The following is a 21,636-nucleotide window of genomic DNA, read 5'->3' on the forward strand; positions in this document are numbered from 1 at the left end:
CGGCCGGTAGCTAGCTCAATCAATACGTGCCCGAAAAGCTCCGATCGAGCGACGTGCGTCCCTCGTCCTTGCCATCGGTCCGCGTCTTGTCTCGGTTCTGGTCGCCGGTGCGATCGCCATAGCCGAACAGCGCCGAGCTGTTTTCCTCGTCACGCCAGTGCTTCTTGGCTTCGTCGGCGGTCTTGGTCAGCGTGACCTTGGTATCGACGGTCGCCAGCCAGCTCGACGGGATCGAATGGTGGCGCCCTTCGGCATCGGCGTCGTTCTTGGTCAGCAGGATGCGGTCACCGCGCACCTTGTCGACCGTGCCGACATGGCTGCCGTCCATGCCGACGACCTCCATATGCTCGGTCACCTTGTTCAGCGAATCGCGCTGCGTCTGGCGGTTGGTGCGCCAGCTGGAGAATTCATTCTCGAACTTGCTCCGGTTCTCGCGGCGATATTCGTCATAATCGCGGTCGAGCGACGCGATCTGCGAGCGGCGCCAGGAGCCATAATCGCTGTCGCGGTGGTTGCCGTAGCGATCACCATAGTCCCGCTCGTCGAGGCGCATGTCTTCTTCGCGACGGCGCTCCGCCTCCTCGTCGCCGAACCAGGAACGCACCTCGTCCCCGGCGCGGGCGAAGAAGCCGCGCTCGTCATAATCATAGCCCTGCGGCATTCCGGCGTAGCCACCGCCGTGACGATGGCGCCCGCGGCCCTGATGCTCGTGCCGGCGATGCTCGTCATGGTCGCGGCCCCAACCGCGTCCCTGTCCGCCGCCACGATAGTCGTCGCGGCCCTGCCACGATCCATAACCTGATCCGGCGCCATAGCCCTGTTGCCCACGATCCCAGCGGCTGTCGCGCGACTGGCCATACGTCGACCGGCCATATCGCTCGCCAGCACCATAATAGTCGCCGTCGCGGCTCATGCGGCGGCCATCGCCCCAGTCGCGGGTGCTGTTGTCATCGTCGTAGCTGGCGTAGCGCCGGTCGCGCTGGCCATAGCCCTCATGGCCATAGTCGCGCTCACCATAAGGCACGAAATCGCGCACATAGTCGCGGCTGTCATCGTCGCGGTCGCGGCGCGTACTGCCACCGCCGCCGCGCCCAAGGCGCCCCGCGGCCGCGTAGTCGCGCGCGCTGGAATATGTATAGTCACGGCCTGAGCCATAATCGCGGCCATAGTCCTGTTCACGGCCGGCTGGATCACCGCGCCCGTTTCGATCGTAAACCATGCCAGAAACTCCTTGCCTGTCGGACGGCGCCGGGGGTTCTGCGGCCCGGTCGCGCTACAAAACCAAGCAACGACACCGGGATATGTTCCTGTCGTTACGCAGGCGCATCAAGGTACCCGTCGTGAAGGCGGCTCTGGTCACCGATGGCAACGTTTCAGGACGGGGCGAGAAGCCGTTGCATCGCCCCGGATTGCGAGCTAAGGGCGTCGCTCCCGGCTGTGCCGGGACCGGGCGGGGCCGTAGCTCAGATGGGAGAGCGCTGCAATCGCACTGCAGAGGTCAGGGGTTCGATTCCCCTCGGCTCCACCACCACCCGATCATGCCGCTGCGTGGCATCGCGCCGACCGTCGGCACCCTCTCCCACTCACCCGCGCGCGATCATCGCAGCACCGTCAGAGTCAATTCGTGCACCCGCGCGCGTGACTTTCTGGCGCAAGCATCGTTAAGTCGGTCGTATGAGTGACGATCTGCCTGAAGCGATTCCCGCCGCAACCCTGATCATCTTCCGCGATGCCGTCGACGGCCCGCCCGAATTGCTGATGGTGGAACGGGCGAAGGCGATGGTCTTCGCCGGCGGCGCGATGGTGTTCCCCGGCGGTCGGATCGACCCGGGCGACCATGCGATGGCGGCGCTTCACGGCGGCGGCGAGGAAGCGGCGGCGCGGATCGCCGCCATTCGCGAAACGATCGAGGAAGCCGGATTGCCGATCGGCCTGTCCGCGCTGCCGACCGCAGAGCAACTGGTGCGGATGCGCGCCGCGCTGCACGCTGGCGATTCCTTTGCCGAGGCGCTCACCGCTGCCGGCATGACGCTCGACCTCGATCAGCTGGTGCCCTGGGCGCGCTGGCGCCCCGCGCACCGCAACATGCGCATCTTCGACACGCGTTTCTATCTGGCGCAGCTGCCGGAGAATGCACCGCGGGCGACCGTCGACCACACCGAAAACGTCCGGCTGGTCTGGGCAACCGCGCAGCAGGTGCTCGACGATGCCGATGCGGGCAAGCTGGAGGTGATCTTCCCCACCCGCCGCAACCTGGAACGGCTGGCGCAATTCACCAGCTTCGCCGATGCGGCCGCGCACGCCAACGATACGCCGATCCGTACGGTCACGCCCTGGTCCGAAACGCGCGACGGGGAGGAACATCTGTGCATCCCCGATGACGCCGGCTACCCCATCACGTCCGAGGTGATCGCGAGCGCGATGCGCGGTTGATGCGCAAGCGGGATCGTGCCGCGCGGCGCGTGCGGCGCACGCTGGGCGTCGTCGTTGCGCTGGCCGTCGTCGGCCTGCTGGCGCTGCTGGCCTATGGCTGGGCGCAGCGGCATCCGCAGGATACGCCCTGGGCGCCGCTCGACCTGGCGCAGCCGCCCGGGCTGTTCACCGGGCGAAAGCTGGTCGCGCTGGGGGAGGATTTTTCGCGCTGCCAATCGCTGCTCGACCGTGCGGGCGTCACCTATACGGTGCTGGCGCCGCTGCGCGAGGGCGACAATTGCGGCTATGACAATGCCCTTCGCTTCGCTGCGGACGAGCCGCGCATCACCCCCTTCACACCCGCCGGGCTGGGCATCTCCTGCCCGGTCGCCGCCGCGCTGGCGCTATGGCAATGGGAGGTGGTGCAGCCCGCCGCCGAACGGCACCTGCGGATGCGCGTGACGCGGATCGACCATCTCGGCAGCTACAATTGCCGCCGCCTCTACGGCCGCAGCAGCGGCGATTACAGCCAGCACGCCACCGCCAACGCGGTCGACATCGCCGGCTTCCGCCTCGCCGATGGCAGTCGGATCAGCGTGCTCGACGACTGGAAGGATGGCGGCGCCAAGGCCGCGTTCCTGCGCGACGTGCGCGATGGCGCGTGCAAGCTCTTCGCCACCGTCCTGTCGCCCGACTATAACGCCGCCCACCGCGATCACTTCCACCTCGATCAGGCGAACCGCGGATCGATGAGCTGGCGCTCCTGCCGCTGACACCGGCGCGCGCCGGTGCAGCAAGCCTCAATACGGAATCGCGGGGCTCTCCACCTTCTCCACCCAATAGGGGAAGAACGCCGGCGGCCGCGCCGACCAGCCCGATGCCGTGGCCGCCGCCTCGCTGATCGATTGCAGCAGGTCACGGCGCAGCGCGGGGTGGAGGTGCGGCAGGGCCGCGGCGGAACAGAAGGCGCCTGGCAGCCATGGCCGCGCCGACGCGCCGATCAGCCGCTCGTACAGGAAGCGATAGGCGGAAAAGCTGGTGATCCGCCCCTGCCCCAGGTCAAAGGCGCTGACCGCGATCAGCGGCGCCAGGAACGGCTCGATCGCATCGATGCCGCTGTCCTGCGGGATCATCGCGCGAATCTCCGGCAGGCGGCGATAATAGCGTGCCTGCGCCCGGATGCTCGCCGCCTCGACCACGTCTCGCGACCAGCGGGCCAGCGCATCCTCACGGTCAAGGCCGATGTCGAGGCTGCGGCGGATGTAGCGCTGGGTTGACGCGCCGAAGCCCGCAAACTCCTTCATCTCCGCCAGCGTCATTGCGCCTTCCGCCGGCCTCATCATCGCGCCCATCGCTAGCCACCCCGCACATGTTGTTGCGATCGGCGGGGTGGGAGGATCCGCCCCGCGCAACCACAAAGCGATACGATCATGGCCGATGACGCACTGCAACAAGCGATGCGACGAACTGAGTCACTCTTGTTACGGAATGACGATCAGTGCGGCTTTGACGCAACAATCAGGCGTCGCGCTGCCGCTCGGCTTCCTCATCATATCCCGATGACTTGGCGGGGTCTCCGCTGCCCGGCTGCGTCGAAGAAGGCGGGTCGGAGGCGTCCATCGATTCATCGAGGCCCGCGTCAAGCTGCGCGTCCTTGTTCTTGGGATCCTTGTCCAAACGCTCGGCAATCGATTCGTCGCGACCGGCATCCTGTGACGGTGGCTGCTGCGTGGGCATCGAACTCTCCTTCGTTACCCATCATCAACGAACAATTTGTCTAGGCTGTTCCCGCGGCATCATCGCCAGGCGACATCGTCGATCCGGCGCACGCAGACCGTCTGCCGCTGCAGCGTCGCCACGCCAAAAATGGTCATGAAGGCGATCTCGGTCGCGTCCAGCCCGACGGCGACACGCGCCAGATCGTCGCAGCTCGCCATGCCCGTCGGGTCGACCAGCCGCCACGCCCCGTCGAGCCACAGTTCGGCGACCGCGTGAAAATCGGGCGGGTCGACGCCGGGCGCATAGGCGCCGACGCAGCGCGCCGGTATCTCGGCCGCACGCGCCAGCGCTACCAGCAGATGTGCATAATCGCGACACACACCACGCCGCTCGGCAAAGGTGGTCAGCGCACTACCGTGCCCGTGGCTCACCGCCCCGCTGTATGTGAGATTCTCGCGTACCCAGTCGGTCAGGGCCGCGGCCAGCGCGCCGCCGCGCAGGCCGGCGAATTGCCCGCGCACGAAATGCTCGAACCGGTCGGACTCGACGTAGCGGCTGGGCAGCAGGTAGCGAACCGTTTCGGCCGGCAGCGCACGAACCATCGTTTCCGGCAGCGCCGCCAATTCGATACCCGGCCGGTCGATTGCGACGATGGCGTGATAATCCGCCACCAGCCGCCCCTCGCCCCGTGCCCAGCAGCGTTGGCCGATCCCCGCCTCGCCCGGCACCGCACGGATCGGATGGTCGGACCGGATGACCAGGGATTCCGTCTCGATCCACTGATCCGGCATCGCCGCCGCCTCGATCTGCAGCAGCACGTCGGCCGGCTCGGCAAATCCGTAATCCAGGTGGACATCGATCGACAGGCGCATCGGGCCATTCCCCCTCATGTCCCGTCGGGCCGGCCGGGAAGCGGACAAAAGAAAAGGGCCCGGCAGGTTTCCCCGCCGGGCCCCGGTTGATCCGGATGCTGCTCGCTTATTCGCGGTTGCCCAGGAACGAGAGCAGGAACTGGAACATGTTGATGAAGTCGAGGTACAGCGACAGCGCGCCCATGATCACGGCCTTGCCCATCATGTCGGTGCCGGCGACGTGAGCGTACATCTCCTTGATGCGCTGCGTGTCATAGGCGGTCAGGCCAGCGAACAGCAGCACGCCGATCGCGCTGATGCCCATCTGAAGCGCCGAGCTCTGCATCCACAGGTTCAGCAGCGAGGCGACGATCAGGCCGACGACGCCCATGATCAGGAACGTGCCGAACGCCTGCAGGTTACGCTTTGTCGTATAGCCGTAGATGCTCAGCGACAGGAAGGCGACCGCGGTCGCGAAGAACGTCGTGGCGATCGAGGAGCCGGTGTAGACGAGGAAGATCGTCGACATCGACAGGCCCATGATGCCTGCGAACGCCCAGAACAGCAGCTGTGCGGTGCCGGTCGACAGGCGGTTGATGCCAAAGCTCAGCACCATCACGAACGCCAGCGGCGAGAACATGATGATATATTTCAGCGGCCCCGGGGTCAGGAACACCTGCGCCGCCAGGCTTTCGCGACCGCCGCTGGCGAACAGCAGCGCGACGATGCCCGTCAGCAGGACGCCCGAAGCCATGTAATTGTAGACCGACAGCATGTACTTGCGGAGACCCGCATCATACGTCGTTCCACGGGTGCCCGGTACGCTCGCGCCGAACGCGCTCGCGGTCGGACGGGGGTCGGACCAGTTGGCCATTTCGTATATGCTCCTTCGTCCGGCAAAAGGGCCGGATACCCACGGAATATTGCGTGCGGGGACGCAAAGTTCAAGTTTGGCCGCCCCTAGCAACAGTTCGTCACATTCTTCTGCTCCCCGCCCGTCGACACATCGACGCCTGAGCCCTTCAGATTACAGGGAAACGATCCATGCACCGCCTGTTCGTGGCGCTTCGCCCGCCCCCCGCCATCCGCGACACGCTGACCGATGTAATGGACGGGGTGGCGCCCGCCCGCTGGCAGGATGACGAGCAACTGCACCTCACCGTGCGCTTCATCGGATCGGTGGATCGCCCGGTGGCGGAGGACGTGGCGCTCGCCTTGTCCTCGCTCAGCGCGCCCGCGCCCACCGTCGCCCTGTCGGGGGTTGGCCGGTTCGATCAGCGCGGGCAGACCGGCGCAATCTGGGCCGGCGTCACGCCGCACGATGCGCTCGCCGCGCTCCACCGCAAAGTCGACCAAGCGATGATCCGCGTCGGGCTGGAGCCGGAACATCGCGCGTTTCTGCCACACATCACGCTCGCCAGGCTCAGCCGTGGCGCCGGCGCCGAGGCGGAGGTCGCCGCCTGGCTCGCGCGGCACGCGGCGCTGTCCAGTCAACCCTTCGCGCTCACGCACCTCATCCTGTACGAAAGCCACCTCGGCCGTGCCGGCGCCGCCTATGAACCAATCGCGCGCTGGCCCCTCGAATGAACGTCTGTTAGGCCTCTCGCAACGATCCAAGAACATCACACGGGGGCAGGATGCAAACCGAGACGGATGGTGAATATCGCGCCACTGGCTATGCCTGGTACGTCCTGGCCATTCTGTTCGTTGTCTACATCCTGAACTTCATCGACCGGCAGGTGATCTCGATCCTGGCGGAGGATATCAAGCGCGACCTGAACCTGCGCGACGAGGATCTCGGCTTCCTCTACGGCACCGCCTTCGGCGTCTTCTACGCGCTGTTCGGCATCCCGCTGGGGCGGCTGGCGGACAGCTGGCACCGCGTCCGGCTGATCAGCGTCGGCCTCGCGCTCTGGTCGACGATGACGGCGCTGTCGGGCCTGTCGAAGAACGGGACGCAGCTCGCCGTCGCGCGCATCGGCGTCGGCATCGGCGAGGCGACGGCCAGCCCGTCGGCCTACTCGCTGATCTCCGACTATTTCCCCAAGAAGCTGCGCGGCACCGCGCTGTCGATCTATTCCGCGGGCATCTATGTCGGCGCGGGCATCTCGCTCTTCATCGGCGGGCTGATCGTGCAGAACTGGAACGCCGCTTATCCCGATGGCGGCCCGTTCGGCCTTGCCGGGTGGCAGGCCGCCTTCCTCGCTGTTGGCCTGCCCGGCATCATCTTTGCCATCTGGATCGCCACCTTGCGCGAACCGGTGCGCGGCCTGTCGGAAGGGCTGGCGCAGCCGCCGCATCCCGCGCCGTTCCGCGAATTCTTCAACGAACTCATGTCGATACTGCCGCCCTTCACCCTGATCGGTGCGGCGCGGCTGGGCACCCGCGCGCTCGTCACCAACCTGATCGGCCTTGCGGTGGTCGCGGCGGCAATCCTTGCGCTGATCAGCATCGGTGAGCCGCTGCCGCAATGGCTGGCGGTGGGGATCGGCTGCTATGCCGTCTTCTCCTGGGCGACGGCGCTGCGCCACCGTGATCCGCCGGCATTTGCGCTGATCATCGGCACGCCGGCGTTCCTGTGCACCGTCGTCGCTTATGGCCTGAACGCCTTCCTCAGCTACGCCGCAGGCTTCTGGGCCGCGCCTTATGCGATGCGCGATCTCGGCATCTCGCCGGCAGAGGCGGGGCTGATCCTGGGCGGCCTTGGCGCCGTGTCGGGCTTCCTCGGCGTCACCGCCGGCGGCATCCTGGGTGACAAGCTGCGCGCCAAACATCCCGGCGGGCGGCTGATCATGGTCGCGCTGGGCGCGGTGGTGCCGGCGCCGTTCCTCGCCATCGCCTTCACCACCGACACGCCGATCGTGCTCTACGCCTGCCTGTTCCTCGGCCAGTTCACCGCCAGCTGGGGCCTGGGCAATTCCGCCGCGACGACGCAGGATCTCGTCCTGCCGCGGATGCGCGGCGCGGCGACCGCGACCTATTTCATCGGCACCACCCTGCTCGGCCTCGCCATGGGTCCGTATCTCGCCGGGCGTATTTCCTCGCTGACCGACAGCCTGTCGATCGGCATGCTCTCGCTCCTCGTCACCGTGCCGATCACCCTCGCCGCCGCGATCGCCGCCTTCCGCCTGGTGCCGGAGGCGGAGCGTACCCGCGAGGCGCGCGCCCGCGCTGCTGGCGAGCCCGACCTCGTTTGATCCGAGTCGCGGCACGGCTGGCAGGGATCGTCGCAGCGCTGCTCGTCGCGCTGCCGATCCACCTGCTGTGGCGATTGCTTCGCCTCCCCTCCCCTTGGCCGCGCTGGTACCTTGGCACGCTGGGCTGGATCATCGGCGCACGCCGCCGGACGGTCGGCACGCCGCTGAGGCGCAACGTCGTCTTCGTCGCCAATCACCTCAGCTGGATGGACATTCCCATCCTCGCCGGCCGCACCGGCAGCGCGTTCGTGGCCAAGGCGGAGCTTCGCGCCGTCCCGCTGGTCGGCTGGCTGTGCACGCTCAACCGCACGATCTTCGTCCGGCGCGAGGATCGCATGGCAGTGACCGAGCAGATCGCCACGCTGCGCGCCGCGCTGGCAGAGGCATGGGCGATCACCATCTTCCCCGAAGGGACCACCGGCGACGGCACGCAGCTGCTGCCGTTCAAGGCGCCCTTGCTCGCAGTGCTCGATCCGCCCCCGCCCGGCGTCCTCGTCCAGCCGGTGCGCATCGATTATGGCGCGGCGACCCGCGAACTCGCCTGGGTCGGCGATGAACCCGGCACCGCCCATGCGCTGCGCGTGCTGCGCCGCCGCGGCAGCTTCACCGTGACGCTGACCTTCTGCGCCCCGTTCGACCCGGCGGCGCATGGCGGACGAAAGGCGATCGCCGCCGAAGCGCGCGCGCGGATCGCGGCTGCTGGGGGCATGGAGGCCGCCAAGGTGGATTCCCCCACGGTCGAGCCCGCCAATTTGGACTCCGGTGGCGTGGAGGCCGCAGCTTCGCTATAGGCCCGGCGCCATGAAGCCCGCGCCCAAGACCTTCGCCGTCAAATCCTTCGGCTGCCAGATGAACGTCTATGATGGCGAGCGGATGGCCGAGCTGATGGCCGGCCAGGGCATGACCGCGGTCGATGCCGCCGACGCCGATCTGGTCGTGCTCAACACCTGCCACATCCGTGAAAAGGCGACGGAAAAGGTGTTTTCGGACATCGGCCGCCTGCGCAAGGATCGCCGCCTGCAGGGCGCCGAGGCGCCGATGATCGCCGTCGCCGGCTGCGTCGCCCAGGCCGAGGGTGAGGAGATCGTCCGCCGCGCCAAGGTCGATGTGGTGGTCGGCCCGCAGGCCTATCACAACCTGCCCCGCCTGGTCGCCGATGCCGCCGCCGGCACCCCCAGCGTCGATACCGACATGCCGGTCGAATCGAAGTTCGGCGTGCTGCCCGCGCGCCGCAAGGTCGGCCCCACCGCCTTCCTGACCGTGCAGGAAGGGTGCGACAAATTCTGCACCTATTGCGTCGTCCCCTACACCCGCGGCGCTGAGGTCAGCCGGCCGTTCGCAGCCATCGTCGACGAGGCGAAGGCGCTGGTCGATGCCGGCGCGCGGGAAGTCACGCTGCTGGGGCAGAACGTCAACGCCTGGACCGACGCCGACGGGCGCGGCCTGCATGACCTGATCCGCACGCTGGACCGGATTCCCGGCCTCGCGCGGATCCGCTACACCACCAGCCACCCGAACGACATGGCGCAGGGGCTGATCGACGCGCATCGCGACGTCGAAAGCCTGATGCCCTTCCTCCATTTGCCGGTGCAGGCGGGCAATGATCGCGTGCTGAAGGCGATGAACCGCAGCCACACGCGCGATTCCTACCTTCGCCTGCTCGACCGCATCCGCGCCGCGCGGCCCGATATCGCGCTGTCGGGCGACTTCATCGTCGGTTTCCCCGGTGAGACCGATGCCGAGTTCGCCGACACGCTCAGCCTGGTCGATGCGGTCGGCTATGCCCAGGCGTTCAGCTTCAAATACAGCCCGCGCCCCGGCACCCCGGCAGCCGATCTGTCGGGCCAGGTGCCCGAAGAGGTGATGGCCGATCGCCTCCAGCAGTTGCAGGCCGCGCTCAACCGCGATCAGCACGCCTTCAACACCGCCAGCGTCGGTCGCACCTGCGACGTGCTGATCGAACGGCGGGGCAAGTTCCCCGGCCAGATGCTCGGCAAGTCGCCCTGGCTCCAGTCGGTGCTGCTGGCCGGCGATCATGCGATCGGCGATCTCGTCACCGTCACGCTGACTCAGGCCGGTCCCAATTCGCTGATCGCCGTCCCCCGGCTCGACCGCGCCGCCTAACTCCTTCGGCGCTGGCGGGAGCGGCGGGCGGGAGCGACGGGCGGGAGCAACAGGGCGCTTGCGCGAAATCAGCACAAGGGGGGCTTACACTCGCCCCCTCGCGCTGCCACATTGCGGCGACATGATCCGCTTCCAAGGAGCCCGATGAGCCGCAAGCCAGTAGCCGCCCAGCCGGGCGAGCGTAGCCGCGTCGAATTGACGTTCGATCGTCCCCAGCTGCTCAGCGCCCTGTTCGGTCAATATGATCGCAACCTGGTGATGCTGGAAAACCGGCTTGGCGTTTACATCACCGCGCGCGGCAACCGCGTCGGGCTGGAGGGGTCGGCCGAACAGGTGGCGCTCGCCCGCGACGTGCTGAACGATCTCTACCATCGCATCCAGCGCGGCGAGGAGGTCGACGGCGGCCTCGTCGACGCGGCGATCGCGATGGCGGCCGAACCGACGCTCGACGGCATCTTCGCCGCCGACCGGGGCAGCGCCGGCGGCACCGGCGGCGGCGCGCCGCCCATCATGATCCGCACGCGCAAGAAGACGATCGTGCCGCGCACCCCGGCGCAGGCGCATTACATGCGCGAACTGGTCAACAATGACATGATCTTCGCGCTCGGCCCCGCCGGCACCGGCAAGACCTATCTCGCCGTCGCGCAGGCGGTGGCGCAGCTCATCACCGGCAGCGTGCAGCGACTGATCCTGTCGCGCCCGGCGGTGGAGGCGGGCGAGCGGCTCGGCTTCCTCCCCGGCGACATGAAGGAGAAGGTCGATCCCTATCTGCGCCCGCTCTACGACGCGCTCTACGATTGTCTGCCGGCCGAGCAGGTCGAACGGCGCATCGCGAGCGGCGAGATCGAGATCGCACCGATCGCCTTCATGCGCGGCCGCACGCTGGCCGACGCCTTCGTCATCCTCGACGAGGCGCAGAACACCACGCCCGCGCAGATGAAGATGTTCCTCACCCGCTTCGGCCAGAACAGCCGAATGGTGATCTGCGGCGATCCCAACCAGACCGACCTTCCCGGCGGCGTCGCGGCGAGCGGGCTGGCCGACGCCACCATTCGGCTGGAGGGCGTGGAGGGGATCGCGATGGCGCGGTTCAGCGCGGCGGACGTGGTGCGCCACCCGATCGTCGGGCGCATCGTCGAGGCCTATGAAGGGCCCGATGCCTGACACATTGGGATTTTTGGGCCTGATCAAACGCGCCGCTTTGCTCTACGGACAGGTTCGATGATCGAGATTGCCCTTTCGCAGGAAGTCCCCTGGACTCAGGATCGGTGGGAAGCGCTGGCGCTGGCGGCGGTGCGTGCCGCCGTCGGTGCGACGCCCTACGGCACCCTGCTTGCCGCCCCCGCGACGGTGGAGGTCAGCATCCGCCTGACCTCCGACGTGGAGGTGCAGGCGCTCAATCATCAATATCGCGGCAAGGACAAGCCGACCAACGTCCTGTCCTTCCCGATGGTGCAATCCGACCTCATCGACACCGTCAGCCAGAATTCGGACGACGGCGAGGTGCTGTTGGGCGACATCGTGCTCGCGCACGGCGTCTGCACCGCCGAAGCCGCCGAACGGGGGATCAGCGTCGCGGATCATGCGACCCATCTGATCGTGCATGGCACCTTGCATCTGCTCGGCTATGATCACATCAACGACGATGAAGGGGACGCGATGGAAGCGATCGAGCGTGATGCGCTCGCCTCGCTCGGCATCGCCGATCCCTACATTATACGAGAGGACTAAGTGTCCGAGGACCGAAGTAGCGCCGGAAACGGCGAGCCTGGCGAAGGCAGTATCTGGCGCGGCCTGCGCACCTTGATCTTTGGTGATTCCGAAGAGGCCACGCTCCGTGAAGTGCTCGAGGCGGCGATCGACCGCCACGAGGAGGAGGATCGTCCCGAGACGAAGGGCGATCTGACCCCGCTCGAACGGCAGATGGTGCGCAACCTGCTGCATTTCAGCGAGCGCGATGCCGGCGACGTCGGCGTGCCGCGCGCGGACATTATCGCGATCGAGGAACGCACCCCGTTCGACGAGCTGGTCCACGTTTTCGCCGATGCCGGCGTCAGCCGCGTGCCGGTTTATCGCGAGCGGCTCGATACGATCATCGGCATGGTCCATGTGAAGGACGTGTTCGCGATCCTCGCCGGGGATGGCCCGCGGCCGGATGACATCACTGGCCTCATTCGCCAGCCGCTCTACGTCCCGATGAGCCGCGGCGCGCTCGATCTGCTCGCCGACATGCGCCAGACGCGCGTCCACCTCGCCGTGGTTCTAGACGAATATTCCGGCACCGAGGGGCTGGTGACGATCGAGGATCTGATTGAGGAGATCGTCGGCGAGATCGAGGACGAGCATGACGAGGCACCCGCCGCGCTGCTGGTGCCGACCGATGGCGGCGCGTGGGACGCCGACGCACGCGCGGAGCTTGAGGATATCGCCGAGCTGGTCGACGCCCGCTTCGACAAGGCCGGTTATGACGTCGACACGATCGGCGGCCTCACCGCCGCACTGGCCGGCCATGTGCCCGAGCCGGGCGATTGCATCGACCACCCCAGCGGCTGGCGGATCGAGGTGCTCGACGCCGACGAACGACGCGTCAATCGCGTGCGGCTGCACCCGCCGCAGCCGGAGCCGGAAGAGGATTGATCCGGCGGCGCTGCGCCGATCGCCCCTGACGGGCCGGTCGGCGCGCGCCGCTCAGCTCAGCGGCGCCGCGGATCAGCGGAAATTGTCGGCGTAGCTCTGCAGCTTCAGCGTCTTCTTCGGCGCCGGGATGACCGTATAGGCCAGCCCTTCGCGCTCGGCATAGGCGATCGCCGCCTCCACCGTCGGGAAGAACAGGTTCACCTGCTCGCGCGTGTCCGCGCCCCCGGCCCAGCCGGTCAGCGGATCGGGGCGCTTGGGATCGTCGGACGGGATCTCGAGCTGCCACAGGTCGGTGCGGTGCTTGCCCGATTGCATGGCGTTCTTCGGGCGTTGAAAGATACGGGCGGTCGACATGGCCGTGCCCTTACCGCGATCCGCGCGCTCTTGCATCGGCATTTTTCGTCCGCAGCGTCGCCGCCGCCGCGGCCGGGTCATCGGGCCAGGGATGGCGCGGATACCGCCCACGCATTTCCTTGGCCACCGCGGCCCAGCTTCCCGCCCAGAAACCGGGCAAGTCGCGCGTCGTCTGGATCGGGCGGCCGGCAGGCGAGGTGAGCGACAGGACCAAAGGCACGCGCGCCGTCCCGACCGTCGGATGCTCGGCCAGCCCGAACAGCGCCTGGACGCGAAGCTCCACTCTTGGCCCCCCTTCCGCGCCATAATCGATCGCATGGCTGCTGCCGGCCGGGCTGGTGAAGTGCGACGGCGCGACGCGCTCGACGCGCTGCTGCTCGTCCCAGTTCAACAGGCCGCGCAGCGCATCGCCCAGCGCGCGCGGCGGGATGGCGTCCAGTCGCCGGCGCCCCGCCACCAGCGGTGGCAACCACTCGTCCAGCCGCGACAGCAGCGATTCGTCGTCGAACGGCAGCCCGGCATAGATTGCCCGCTGGCGATAGGCCTCGGCCCCCGCCTGCCACGGCAGCAACGCCAGCCCATGCGTCCGCACCCCCTCGACCAGCGCCGCCTCGATCGCCGCCGGATCGGCGCTGCTGTCGGGCCCGCTGCTCAGCCGGATCGCGCCCAGCCGCCGCTCGCGCAGCGGCCGCACGCCCCCCGTCGCGGGATCGAACTCGGCGATATGCCGCGTCTCGATCCGCTCGCCGAACAAGGCCGCGACGCTTTCCTCGTCGATCGCCGCCGCCGACAGGATCCGCGCCCCCGCCGCCATGCCCTGCGTTTCGGCCACCGCCAGCCATTGCTCGCGCGCCAGCGTCGACGCCGGGTCCAGCTTGAACCCGCGCCCACCGACCGAGGCCCAGCGTTCGCCACTCGCATCACGCCGCCGCGCTACGCGGTCCGGAAAGGCCAGCGCCACCGCCACCGCGACATCATGCCCGCCCGCCGGCGGCGCGCTGACGGCCGCCGGCATTGAGCGCGCCCAGCGCTCCGCCAGCTTGCGCGCCGCCTGCGCCTTGGGCGACCGATCGCCGCGCCAGCGCCGCAGCCGAAGCTCGAGATCCGGGTCATTGCCCCCCAGCCCGCGCTCGCCAAGCAGCACCGCGACCTCCGCCGCCACGCCGCCCAGCCCCATCTCGCCCGCGCGCACCAGCATGTGTGCCAGCCGCGGCGGCATCGGCAGCGCGGCGATGGCGCGGCCATGCGCGGTCGGCCGCCCGTCCGCATCGATCGCGTCCAGCGCGCCGAGCCGCGCCCGCGCCTCGCTGACCGCTGCCTCGGGCGGCGGATCGATCCACGACAGGTCGCGCGGGTCAGCCACGCCCCAGATCGCGCTGGCCAGCACCAGCGCCGACAGGTCCGCCTCCACTATCTCGGGCGGGTCGAACCGCGGCAGGCCGGCGGTCGCCGCTTCCTCCCACAGGCGATAGGCAACGCCCGGCCCCTGCCGCGCCGCACGGCCGGCGCGCTGAGTCGCCGACGCCTGGCTCGCGCGCTCGGTGACCAGCCGGGTCATCCCCGCCGCCCGATCATAGCGCGGCCGCCGCGCCAGCCCCGAATCGACCACGATGCGAATGCCATCAAGCGTCAGGCTGGTTTCCGCGATCGAGGTCGCCAGCACCAGCTTGCGCCGCCCGTCGGGCTCGGCCCGGATCGCCGCGCGCTGGGCGGCGGGATCAAGGCTGCCGTGCAACCGGTGCAGCGCCACGCCCGGCAGCCCCTCCAGCCGCTCCGCCGTCCGCTCGATCTCCGCCACGCCCGGCAGGAACGCGAGCACGCCGCCCTCCGCCTCGCCAAGCGCCAGCCGCACCGCCGCCGCCACCGCATCCTCGATCCGGTCATGCGTCCGCCCGATGTGACGCAGCGTCAGCGGCCAGCTTCGCCCCTCGCTCTCGATCACCGGCGCGCCGCCCATCAACGTGGCAAAGCGCGCCCCGTCGAGCGTCGCCGACATCGCCACCAGCCGGATATCCTCGCGCAGCCCGGCCTGCGCGTCGAGCGCCAGCGCCAGGCCGAAATCGCCATCCAGGCTGCGCTCATGCACTTCGTCGAACAGCACGGCGGATACGCCCGCCAGTTCCGGATCGCGCTGGATCCGCGCGGTGAAGATCCCCTCCGTCACCACGGTGACCCGAGTCTTCGCCGAGCGTTTGCTGTCGAGCCGCGTCGCATAGCCGAACGTCTGCCCCACCGGCTCCCCCGCCAGCGCCGCCATCCGCTCCGCCGCCGCACGCGCCGCCAGCCGCCGCGGCGACAGCAGCAGCACCTCGCCGGTGCACCATTCCTCGCCCAGCAGCGCGGGCGCGACCGCCGTCGTCTTGCCCGCCCCCGGCGGCGCGACCAGCACCGCATTGGCGCGGGTGCGCAGCGCCCCGAGCAGATCGGGGAGGACGGCGTGGATCGGCAGGTCGTCGACCATCACGGCAGCGCCATCACCTCGGGCGACCGGAGCGCCGCGTCGATCAGCGCCTCGTCGGGCTGGCGCGCGGGCGGCGTGTAGGCCGGCACCTCCACCGGCGCGCCGACCGTCACCGCGGCGAAACGCGCAGGATCGCCGCCGGTCTGCCGCAGGATCGCCTCCAGCATCCGCACCGGTGTCTCGCGCCCCTCATAGCTCAGGCGGAACGTCCCCCAGTGGATCGGGATGGCATGTGCCGCGCCCAGCCGGTTGAACACCCGCACCGCATCGGCCGGGCCGATATGGCTGCCCGTTCCCATCTGCCCGGGCACGAAGCGGAATGCGCCGACCGGGATCAGCGCCAGTCGCACCGGGCCATGCGCCGCCGCCTCGCGCGGCCAGTTGCCGTCGCCCATCCCCGTGTCGCCGGCGAAGAACAGATTGCCCCCCGGCAGCGTCACGGTGAAGGCGGACCAGAGCGCGCGGTTGCGATCGCGGAACCAGCGGCTACCCCAATGGTGGTTGCGCGACACCGCCACCGCGACGCCCGGCTTCACCGTCACCGACTGCCCCCAGTCGAGCGCCGTTGACGGCACCCCCGCCTGCCCGATCACGCTGTCATTGCCGAGGCTGGTGACGATCAGCGGCCGGTCACGCTCCCACAGCCGTTTCAGCGTCGCCTTGTCGAGATGATCGTAATGATTGTGGCTGACCAGCACGAGGTCGATCCGGGGCAGGTCCTCCAGCCGCACGCCCGGCGCGGTGACCCGGCCGGGGCCAAAGCCGAACGGCCCGGCGCGATTCGACCAGATCGGGTCGGTCAGGATGTTCAGCCCCTGAGTCTGCACCAGCACGCTGGCATGGCCGATCCAGGTGGCGCGCATCCGCTCGCCCTCGACTTGCGGCAGCGGCCGGGTCTGGGTCACCGGCACCGCCGCCGGCCATTCGGGCCGGCCGTCGCCCCCCGTCAGGTACCGCCAGAAAAAGCCGCCACGGCTGCCCCCCGTCGGCGGCCGCACGGTATCGGCGTCGCCATCGGGGTTGAAGAATCGCGCGCCATCGAAATGGTCGCCCGCCGGCCCCTCATAATAGATCCGGTCCAGGAACCGCGGCACGATCGTGATCGCCAGCAGCCCGCCGATCACCAGGAACAGCAACCCTGTCCCCGCCGCCTTCAAAATCGTCTTCAACCCGGTGGCTCCTCAGCGCAGCAATTCGTCAGGCACCCGGATCGCGCGGATGGACATGTGAACTTCGACCATGAACAGAACGAGGCTGGCGATCAGAAGGACCATCGCCAGGATGAAACAGACCGCCAGATACTGGCCGATATGAAGCCCCGCCAGCACCGCGACGAACAGCAGCGCGACGACCAGGCAGGTCATCACCGCGGATGATACCGCCAGGAACAGCGCATGGTTGATGTTGTTCATCCGCCGCGCCAGCAGCCGCAATTCCATGACATGCCGGTCATGCTCCGGCCCGGTAGTGCGCGGATGCAGCGCCTGCAGGCTGCGCGACCGATCCACCACCCGCGACAATCGGCCCGCCAGCACGTTCAGCAAGGCGCCGATGCCGGCCAGCATGAACACCGGGCTTACCGACAATTGGATGGTCTGCGCGATGGTGAGGACTTCGGGCGAATAGGGCATCGTCATGGAGTCTGGCCTGTTCGGGGCGGCGCAACAAGCAGCAATGGCTTGGTAACCTGGATCAGGATAGGCAACGAAGCATGACCAGCCATGCCGCGCGTGCCCGAATCAACCGTGCGCCGGGGCCGTGGCATGTCCGTCTGGCGGAGGGCCTGCCCTCGGCAATCGATCACGTCGCCGCCGCGCCTGCCAGCCATGGCTTTCTGCGCCGCGCCTGGTTCGCCGCCGCGATGCAGACCTATGGCGGCTCGGTACGCACCATGATCGTTGAGGCGGGGGACACGCCCGTCATCGCGCTGCCGCTGCGCACCGTCGGCCCAAGGCTGGCGCGCCTTGCCGCCGTGCCGGGCAGCTTCTGGCCGTTCCGCAGCTTTCCGGTGGCTGAGGACACCCCGCCCGCCGCTTTCGACACGCTGCTCTCAACACTCGCGCACACCGTCCGCGTGCTGCGCATCGGCCCGGTCTATGACGGCGATCCTGCCGCAACGCCGCTGATCGATGCGGCGCGCGCCAGTGGCTGGCGCGTGATCGACCGCACCATCGCCACCAGCTTCCTGCTCGACATGGCGGCCGCACGGGACGATGGGGTCTGGCCACGCAATTCGACGCTGCGCAAGAACCGCTTCCACGAAAAGCATCTCGCCGAACATGGCACGCTCGGCTGGTCGTTCCTGACCGGTGCTGACTGGCCCGCCGCCTTCGACGATCTCGCCGCGATCGAATGGTCCAGCTGGATCGCCAGCCGCACCGATGGGCGCGACGCGAAATTCACCCGCGCGGGCCACGGTGCCTTCTGGCGTGCCGCCGCCGCCGATCCGGTGCTGGCGGGCATGTTCCGCGCCGCGCTGCTGACGGTCAACGGCCGCCCCGCCGCCTTCTCCTTCGATATTGACGCCGGCAACCTGAAATATGCCGTCGCCAACAGCTATGACCCGACGTTCGGCAAACATTCGCCGGGCAAGCTGCTTTATTACCGCAACCTCGTCGACGCGCTCGACCGCGGCATCACCCGGGTCGATTGGGGCGCCGGCGACAGCGGCTACAAACGGACGATCGGCGCCGCGCCCGGCCCGGCGATCCGCGATTATCTGCTGGTCCGCCCGGGCGCGTCCGCCGCGCTCGCGCCGCTCCTCAGGCTGGCGTGGCGGAAACACTAGCGCCGGCGGGGCGCGATGCCTCGCCGGCTGGCGGTGGCCCCATCAATATTGCCTCCACCGCATCGATCATCCCCTCCAGCGCCACCGGTTCGCCCCAATAGGGATGATCCGGCCCGGCGCCCGCATCACGCGCCGCCTCGCGCCCCGCCAGCAAGGTCCGCAGCGACAGGCCGGCGAACAGCAGCCGCTGGTTGACCAGCGCATGCGGCAGATGCGCCAGCAGCCGGTGGAAATGCGCCAGGCAGCGGACATAGCCTTCGGAATGTTCGCCGCCCGCCCATTCGTCGAACATCTGCCGCCGCTCGGTCTGCATGCTGGTCATGAACCGGAAATAGGTCTCGCCCTCCCCCGTCTCGCCCTGCAGCTCGGCATTGGGCACGACCAGCGCACGCACCACGTCGCGCAAGGACATCTCGCCCTTCGCCTCCGCCTCGTCCAGCATGGTCATGCGCGATGCGTCGATCAGGTCCGCGCCCTCGACCACCAGCTCGCGCAGCAGGTCGTCCTTGCTGCCGAAATAATAATGCACCGCCGCCGCGTTGCGCTGCCCCGCGGCTTCCACGATCTCGCGCATGCCCACCGCCGCGATGCCGCGTTCGGCGAACAGGCGGCGCGCGGCGCGCTTCAGCTCGTTGCGGGTGGAGCCGCCACGGCCGGCGGAGGGGGGACGCACCATGTTCATGCGGCGGGACCATCGGCCATGCGCGCCTGCGGTTCAAGTCACATGGCTTAGATTGACGCATCCCGGCCCCGCCGCCATGCTAAGGCGACCGACTTAGAAGCGGCGACCTGTCAACGGCGGAGCGGGAGAGAGATGGCGGCATTGGCGCATGATCGTGAGGCATGGGCGGAACTCATCGATCTCGACGTGCTCGCGCGCTGGATGGATCGCCAGGGGCTCGGCGACGGGCCGATCACCGGCGCGCAGACGCTGGGCGGCGGCACGCAGAACATCCTGCTGCGCTTCGACCGGGCCGGCCGCACCTATGTCCTGCGCCGCCCGCCGCGCCGCCCGCGCCCCGAAAGCGACGAGGTGATGCGCCGCGAGATGAAGGTGCTCGCCGCGCTCGCCGGATCGGCCGTGCCCCACCCCGGCTTCATCGCCGGTGAGGGTGATCCGGCCGTGCTGGGCACCGCTTTCTACCTGATGGAGCCGATCGACGGCTTCAACGCCACCGTCGGCCTGCCCCCGCTCCATGCCGAAAGCGCCGATGTGCGCCGCCAGATGGGCGAGGCGATCGTCGACGGCGCGGTCGCACTGTCGCGGGTCGACCCGCATGAGGCGGGGCTGGACGATCTGGGGAAGCTCGACGGCTGGCTCGAACGGCAGGTGCCGCGCTGGCGCGCGCAACTGGATGGCTATGCCAAGTTCGACGGCTGGACCGGGCTCGACGCGCTGCCCGATGTCGATGCGATCTGCGCCTGGCTGGAGGCGAACCGCCCGACGACGATGCGCCCTGGGCTGATCCACGGCGATTATCACCTCTCCAACGTCATGTACCGGCCGGACTCGCCGGCGCTCGCCGCGATCGTCGACTGGGAACTCGCCAGCCGCGGCGATCCGTTGCTCGATCTCGGCTGGCTGACGGCGACGTGGCGCGACCCCGATGAGGCCAATCCGCGGCTGTCGGTCACGCCGTGGGACGGCTTCCCCACGCTGGCCGAAATCGCCGATCGCTATCTCGCCGCCACCGGCCGCACCGCGGCGGAGGCGCGCTGGTACACCGTCCTCGCCCCGTTCAAGCTCGGTGCGATCCTGGAGGGAAGCCACGCCCGCGCCTGCGCCGGCCTGACCCCAAAACCGATCGGCGATGCGCTCCACGCGCATACCATCTCGCTGTTCGACCGCGCGCTGCGCCGCATCGACAAGCCTTTGCTCTAGGGCCTCACTCGCCCCGCGCCAGCCGCTCCTCGGTCAGCGTCAGCGCCGATCGCGCGCCCGGCTCGGGCGTCACGTTGGTCGCGAAATAGGCGATTCCGGTGCCGGCCGCGCGATCGACCCACAGGCCCGACCGCAGGCCATAGGCCTCGCCCGCATGGCCGATCCGTGGCCGCCGGTCGCCCACCGGATCATCGCGGCAGGCCGGCAGCGGCGTCGCGGTAAAGCTGACCGCCAGGCCATAGCGGCAGTTGAAGCCGCCCGCGCGCACCCCGCTCTCCGCCTCCTCATTCTGCACGCCATTACTACCGTCGAACGTCCATTCGGGCGTCGTCAGCACCCGCATCGACGCCGGCGACAACAATCGCACGCCATCCACCGACCCGTCGCTCAGCAGCAGTCGCCCGATCTTGGCCAGCCCGCGCATCGAGATGCGAAGCCCACCCTGCGGCGAGAACAGCGCGCCATTGCGCCCCGCCTGCCAGGTCGTGAGGTCGCAGCTGCCATCCTTTGCGGGCGTGACCGGACAGCCGGCGATGAACGCCTGTTCGTCGCGCACCGGTTTTCCCTCGTCATACAGCACCACCGCGCGCGCCTTCGCCTCGGCGCTGCACCCGGCCCAGTTGAAACAGGCGTCGAGCTTCAGCGGCGCCAGCACCAGCCGCTCCATCAGCCGGTCGAACCGCTCACCCGTCGCCCGCTCCATCACGCTCGCCACCACGGGAAAGTTGAGGTTGGTGTAGCGAAAGAACCGCCCCGGCGGGTTCGCGTCATCCCACGCCTTCGGCTCCGCCACCGCGCCCTGGATGCCCTCGCCCAGCGCGATCAGATAGCCGGCATGATCGGTCAGGCCCGAACGGTGCGACAGCAGCAGGCGTAACGTGATCGGCACATCGGGATAATTCGGGTGGCGCAGCCGCCAGCCAAGCCGCTCGGACACATCGGCATCAAGGTCGAGCACCCCCTGCTCCACCAGCCGCATCACCCCGATCGCCACCACCAGCTTCGAGATGGAGGCGATCCGCACCGGATCATCCGCCGTCACCGCCCGGCCGCTTGCGGCGTCTGCCAACCCGCGGCTGTCGACCGTCGTCACGCCGTCGCGGTCGAACGCCACCCGGACGCTCGCCATCGGCGCACTCGCAGCGGCCAGCATCATCAGCAGCATCACCATTCCCCTCACCCCCTCGATCGCCCGCCCGAAAGAAAACGAT

Annotated in this window: 22 protein-coding genes and 1 tRNA gene; 12 read left to right on the forward strand and 11 right to left on the reverse strand. The window is 68.8% G+C overall.

Going from position 1 to position 21,636, the window contains the following annotated elements:
• Positions 1-19: 19 nt before the first annotated feature.
• Positions 20-1,219, reverse strand: a complete 1,200-nt coding sequence (locus L8F96_RS04330; protein WP_211095173.1) for a DUF2171 domain-containing protein — start codon at positions 1,217-1,219, stop codon at positions 20-22.
• 233 nt (positions 1,220-1,452) lie between these two features.
• Between L8F96_RS04330 and L8F96_RS04335 the strand changes: the two genes are divergently transcribed.
• The 3 genes from L8F96_RS04335 (at position 1,453) to L8F96_RS04345 (ending at position 3,185) form a co-directional block, all read left to right on the forward strand.
• Positions 1,453-1,528, forward strand: a tRNA-Ala gene (locus L8F96_RS04335).
• Positions 1,529-1,674: 146 nt separating this feature from the next.
• Positions 1,675-2,433, forward strand: coding sequence for an NUDIX hydrolase (locus L8F96_RS04340; RefSeq protein WP_334655212.1), 759 nt, complete (start codon positions 1,675-1,677; stop codon positions 2,431-2,433).
• The gene (locus tag L8F96_RS04345; protein WP_334655213.1) at positions 2,433-3,185 is read left to right on the forward strand and encodes an extensin-like domain-containing protein; all 753 of its coding nucleotides are present in this window, start codon (positions 2,433-2,435) and stop codon (positions 3,183-3,185) included. Before L8F96_RS04340 ends, L8F96_RS04345 begins: the two co-directional genes overlap by 1 nt.
• A 27-nt stretch (positions 3,186-3,212) precedes the next feature.
• On the opposite strand, the gene L8F96_RS04350 is transcribed toward L8F96_RS04345, so the two are convergent.
• From L8F96_RS04350 to L8F96_RS04365, 4 genes are all read right to left on the reverse strand, one after another.
• On the reverse strand, positions 3,213-3,764 hold the full coding sequence (locus tag L8F96_RS04350; protein WP_046409167.1) for a hypothetical protein: 552 nt from the start codon (positions 3,762-3,764) through the stop codon (positions 3,213-3,215).
• A 166-nt stretch (positions 3,765-3,930) separates the two neighbouring features.
• On the reverse strand, positions 3,931-4,149 hold the full coding sequence (locus L8F96_RS04355) for a hypothetical protein (protein ID WP_186313892.1): 219 nt from the start codon (positions 4,147-4,149) through the stop codon (positions 3,931-3,933).
• A 59-nt stretch (positions 4,150-4,208) separates the two neighbouring features.
• Positions 4,209-5,003: a transglutaminase-like domain-containing protein gene (locus L8F96_RS04360; protein ID WP_334655216.1), complete on the reverse strand. Its 795-nt coding sequence runs from the start codon at positions 5,001-5,003 to the stop codon at positions 4,209-4,211.
• A 106-nt stretch (positions 5,004-5,109) separates the two neighbouring features.
• Positions 5,110-5,856 (reverse strand): Bax inhibitor-1/YccA family protein, encoded by a 747-nt coding sequence (locus tag L8F96_RS04365; protein ID WP_046409164.1) that lies wholly within the window; start codon positions 5,854-5,856, stop codon positions 5,110-5,112.
• A 170-nt stretch (positions 5,857-6,026) separates the two neighbouring features.
• Between L8F96_RS04365 and thpR the strand changes: the two genes are divergently transcribed.
• The 7 genes from thpR to L8F96_RS04400 all read left to right on the forward strand — a co-directional run bounded on the left by thpR (position 6,027) and on the right by L8F96_RS04400 (position 12,940).
• On the forward strand, positions 6,027-6,569 hold the full coding sequence (gene thpR / locus L8F96_RS04370; protein WP_334655217.1) for an RNA 2',3'-cyclic phosphodiesterase: 543 nt from the start codon (positions 6,027-6,029) through the stop codon (positions 6,567-6,569).
• A 50-nt stretch (positions 6,570-6,619) separates the two neighbouring features.
• A complete protein-coding gene (locus L8F96_RS04375; RefSeq protein ID WP_046409162.1) occupies positions 6,620-8,179 on the forward strand; it encodes a spinster family MFS transporter in 1,560 nt (519 codons plus the stop codon).
• Positions 8,176-8,970 (forward strand): lysophospholipid acyltransferase family protein, encoded by a 795-nt coding sequence (locus L8F96_RS04380; protein ID WP_334655219.1) that lies wholly within the window; start codon positions 8,176-8,178, stop codon positions 8,968-8,970. Before L8F96_RS04375 ends, L8F96_RS04380 begins: the two co-directional genes overlap by 4 nt.
• A 10-nt stretch (positions 8,971-8,980) precedes the next feature.
• On the forward strand, positions 8,981-10,303 hold the full coding sequence (miaB, locus tag L8F96_RS04385) for a tRNA (N6-isopentenyl adenosine(37)-C2)-methylthiotransferase MiaB (RefSeq protein ID WP_334655221.1): 1,323 nt from the start codon (positions 8,981-8,983) through the stop codon (positions 10,301-10,303).
• A gap of 144 nt (positions 10,304-10,447) precedes the next feature.
• Positions 10,448-11,467 carry a PhoH family protein gene (locus L8F96_RS04390; protein WP_125944196.1) on the forward strand — a complete coding sequence of 340 codons (1,020 nt, stop codon included), beginning with the start codon at positions 10,448-10,450 and terminating at the stop codon, positions 11,465-11,467.
• Positions 11,468-11,524: 57 nt separating this feature from the next.
• The gene (ybeY, locus tag L8F96_RS04395) at positions 11,525-12,034 is read left to right on the forward strand and encodes an rRNA maturation RNase YbeY (RefSeq protein ID WP_046409160.1); all 510 of its coding nucleotides are present in this window, start codon (positions 11,525-11,527) and stop codon (positions 12,032-12,034) included.
• Positions 12,035-12,940, forward strand: a complete 906-nt coding sequence (locus L8F96_RS04400; protein ID WP_046409159.1) for a hemolysin family protein — start codon at positions 12,035-12,037, stop codon at positions 12,938-12,940. It abuts the gene before it with no gap.
• Between the two features lie 72 nt (positions 12,941-13,012).
• On the opposite strand, the gene L8F96_RS04405 is transcribed toward L8F96_RS04400, so the two are convergent.
• From L8F96_RS04405 to L8F96_RS04420, 4 genes are read right to left on the reverse strand one after another with little or no spacing between them, the layout of a single operon-like run.
• The gene (locus L8F96_RS04405; protein WP_046409158.1) at positions 13,013-13,294 is read right to left on the reverse strand and encodes an ETC complex I subunit; all 282 of its coding nucleotides are present in this window, start codon (positions 13,292-13,294) and stop codon (positions 13,013-13,015) included.
• A gap of 10 nt (positions 13,295-13,304) precedes the next feature.
• Positions 13,305-15,755 (reverse strand): ATP-dependent helicase HrpB, encoded by a 2,451-nt coding sequence (gene hrpB, locus L8F96_RS04410; protein ID WP_334655224.1) that lies wholly within the window; start codon positions 15,753-15,755, stop codon positions 13,305-13,307.
• Positions 15,755-16,915, reverse strand: a complete 1,161-nt coding sequence (locus L8F96_RS04415; protein ID WP_334655634.1) for an MBL fold metallo-hydrolase — start codon at positions 16,913-16,915, stop codon at positions 15,755-15,757. The genes hrpB and L8F96_RS04415 overlap by 1 nt, the downstream gene beginning before the upstream one ends.
• Positions 16,916-16,936: 21 nt before the next feature.
• Complete coding sequence (locus L8F96_RS04420) at positions 16,937-17,386, reverse strand: DUF2721 domain-containing protein (protein WP_186314001.1); 450 nt, start codon at positions 17,384-17,386, stop codon at positions 16,937-16,939.
• 80 nt (positions 17,387-17,466) lie between these two features.
• On the opposite strand from L8F96_RS04420, the gene L8F96_RS04425 reads away from it, so the two are divergent.
• The gene (locus L8F96_RS04425) at positions 17,467-18,543 is read left to right on the forward strand and encodes a GNAT family N-acetyltransferase (protein ID WP_334655225.1); all 1,077 of its coding nucleotides are present in this window, start codon (positions 17,467-17,469) and stop codon (positions 18,541-18,543) included.
• On the opposite strand, the gene L8F96_RS04430 is transcribed toward L8F96_RS04425, so the two are convergent.
• Positions 18,518-19,225, reverse strand: coding sequence for a TetR/AcrR family transcriptional regulator (locus L8F96_RS04430; protein WP_222119801.1), 708 nt, complete (start codon positions 19,223-19,225; stop codon positions 18,518-18,520). The genes L8F96_RS04425 and L8F96_RS04430 overlap by 26 nt on opposite strands.
• Positions 19,226-19,357: 132 nt before the next feature.
• Here L8F96_RS04430 and L8F96_RS04435 point away from each other — a divergent pair, with 132 nt between their 5' ends.
• Complete coding sequence (locus L8F96_RS04435) at positions 19,358-20,425, forward strand: phosphotransferase family protein (RefSeq protein WP_334655226.1); 1,068 nt, start codon at positions 19,358-19,360, stop codon at positions 20,423-20,425.
• 4 nt (positions 20,426-20,429) lie between these two features.
• Here L8F96_RS04435 and L8F96_RS04440 read toward each other — a convergent pair whose 3' ends face one another.
• A complete protein-coding gene (locus L8F96_RS04440) occupies positions 20,430-21,590 on the reverse strand; it encodes a serine hydrolase domain-containing protein (protein WP_334655227.1) in 1,161 nt (386 codons plus the stop codon).
• Positions 21,591-21,636: the final 46 nt, after the last annotated feature.

The organism is Sphingomonas panaciterrae (assembly GCF_036890205.1).
Lineage (GTDB): Bacteria > Pseudomonadota > Alphaproteobacteria > Sphingomonadales > Sphingomonadaceae > Sphingomonas > Sphingomonas panaciterrae.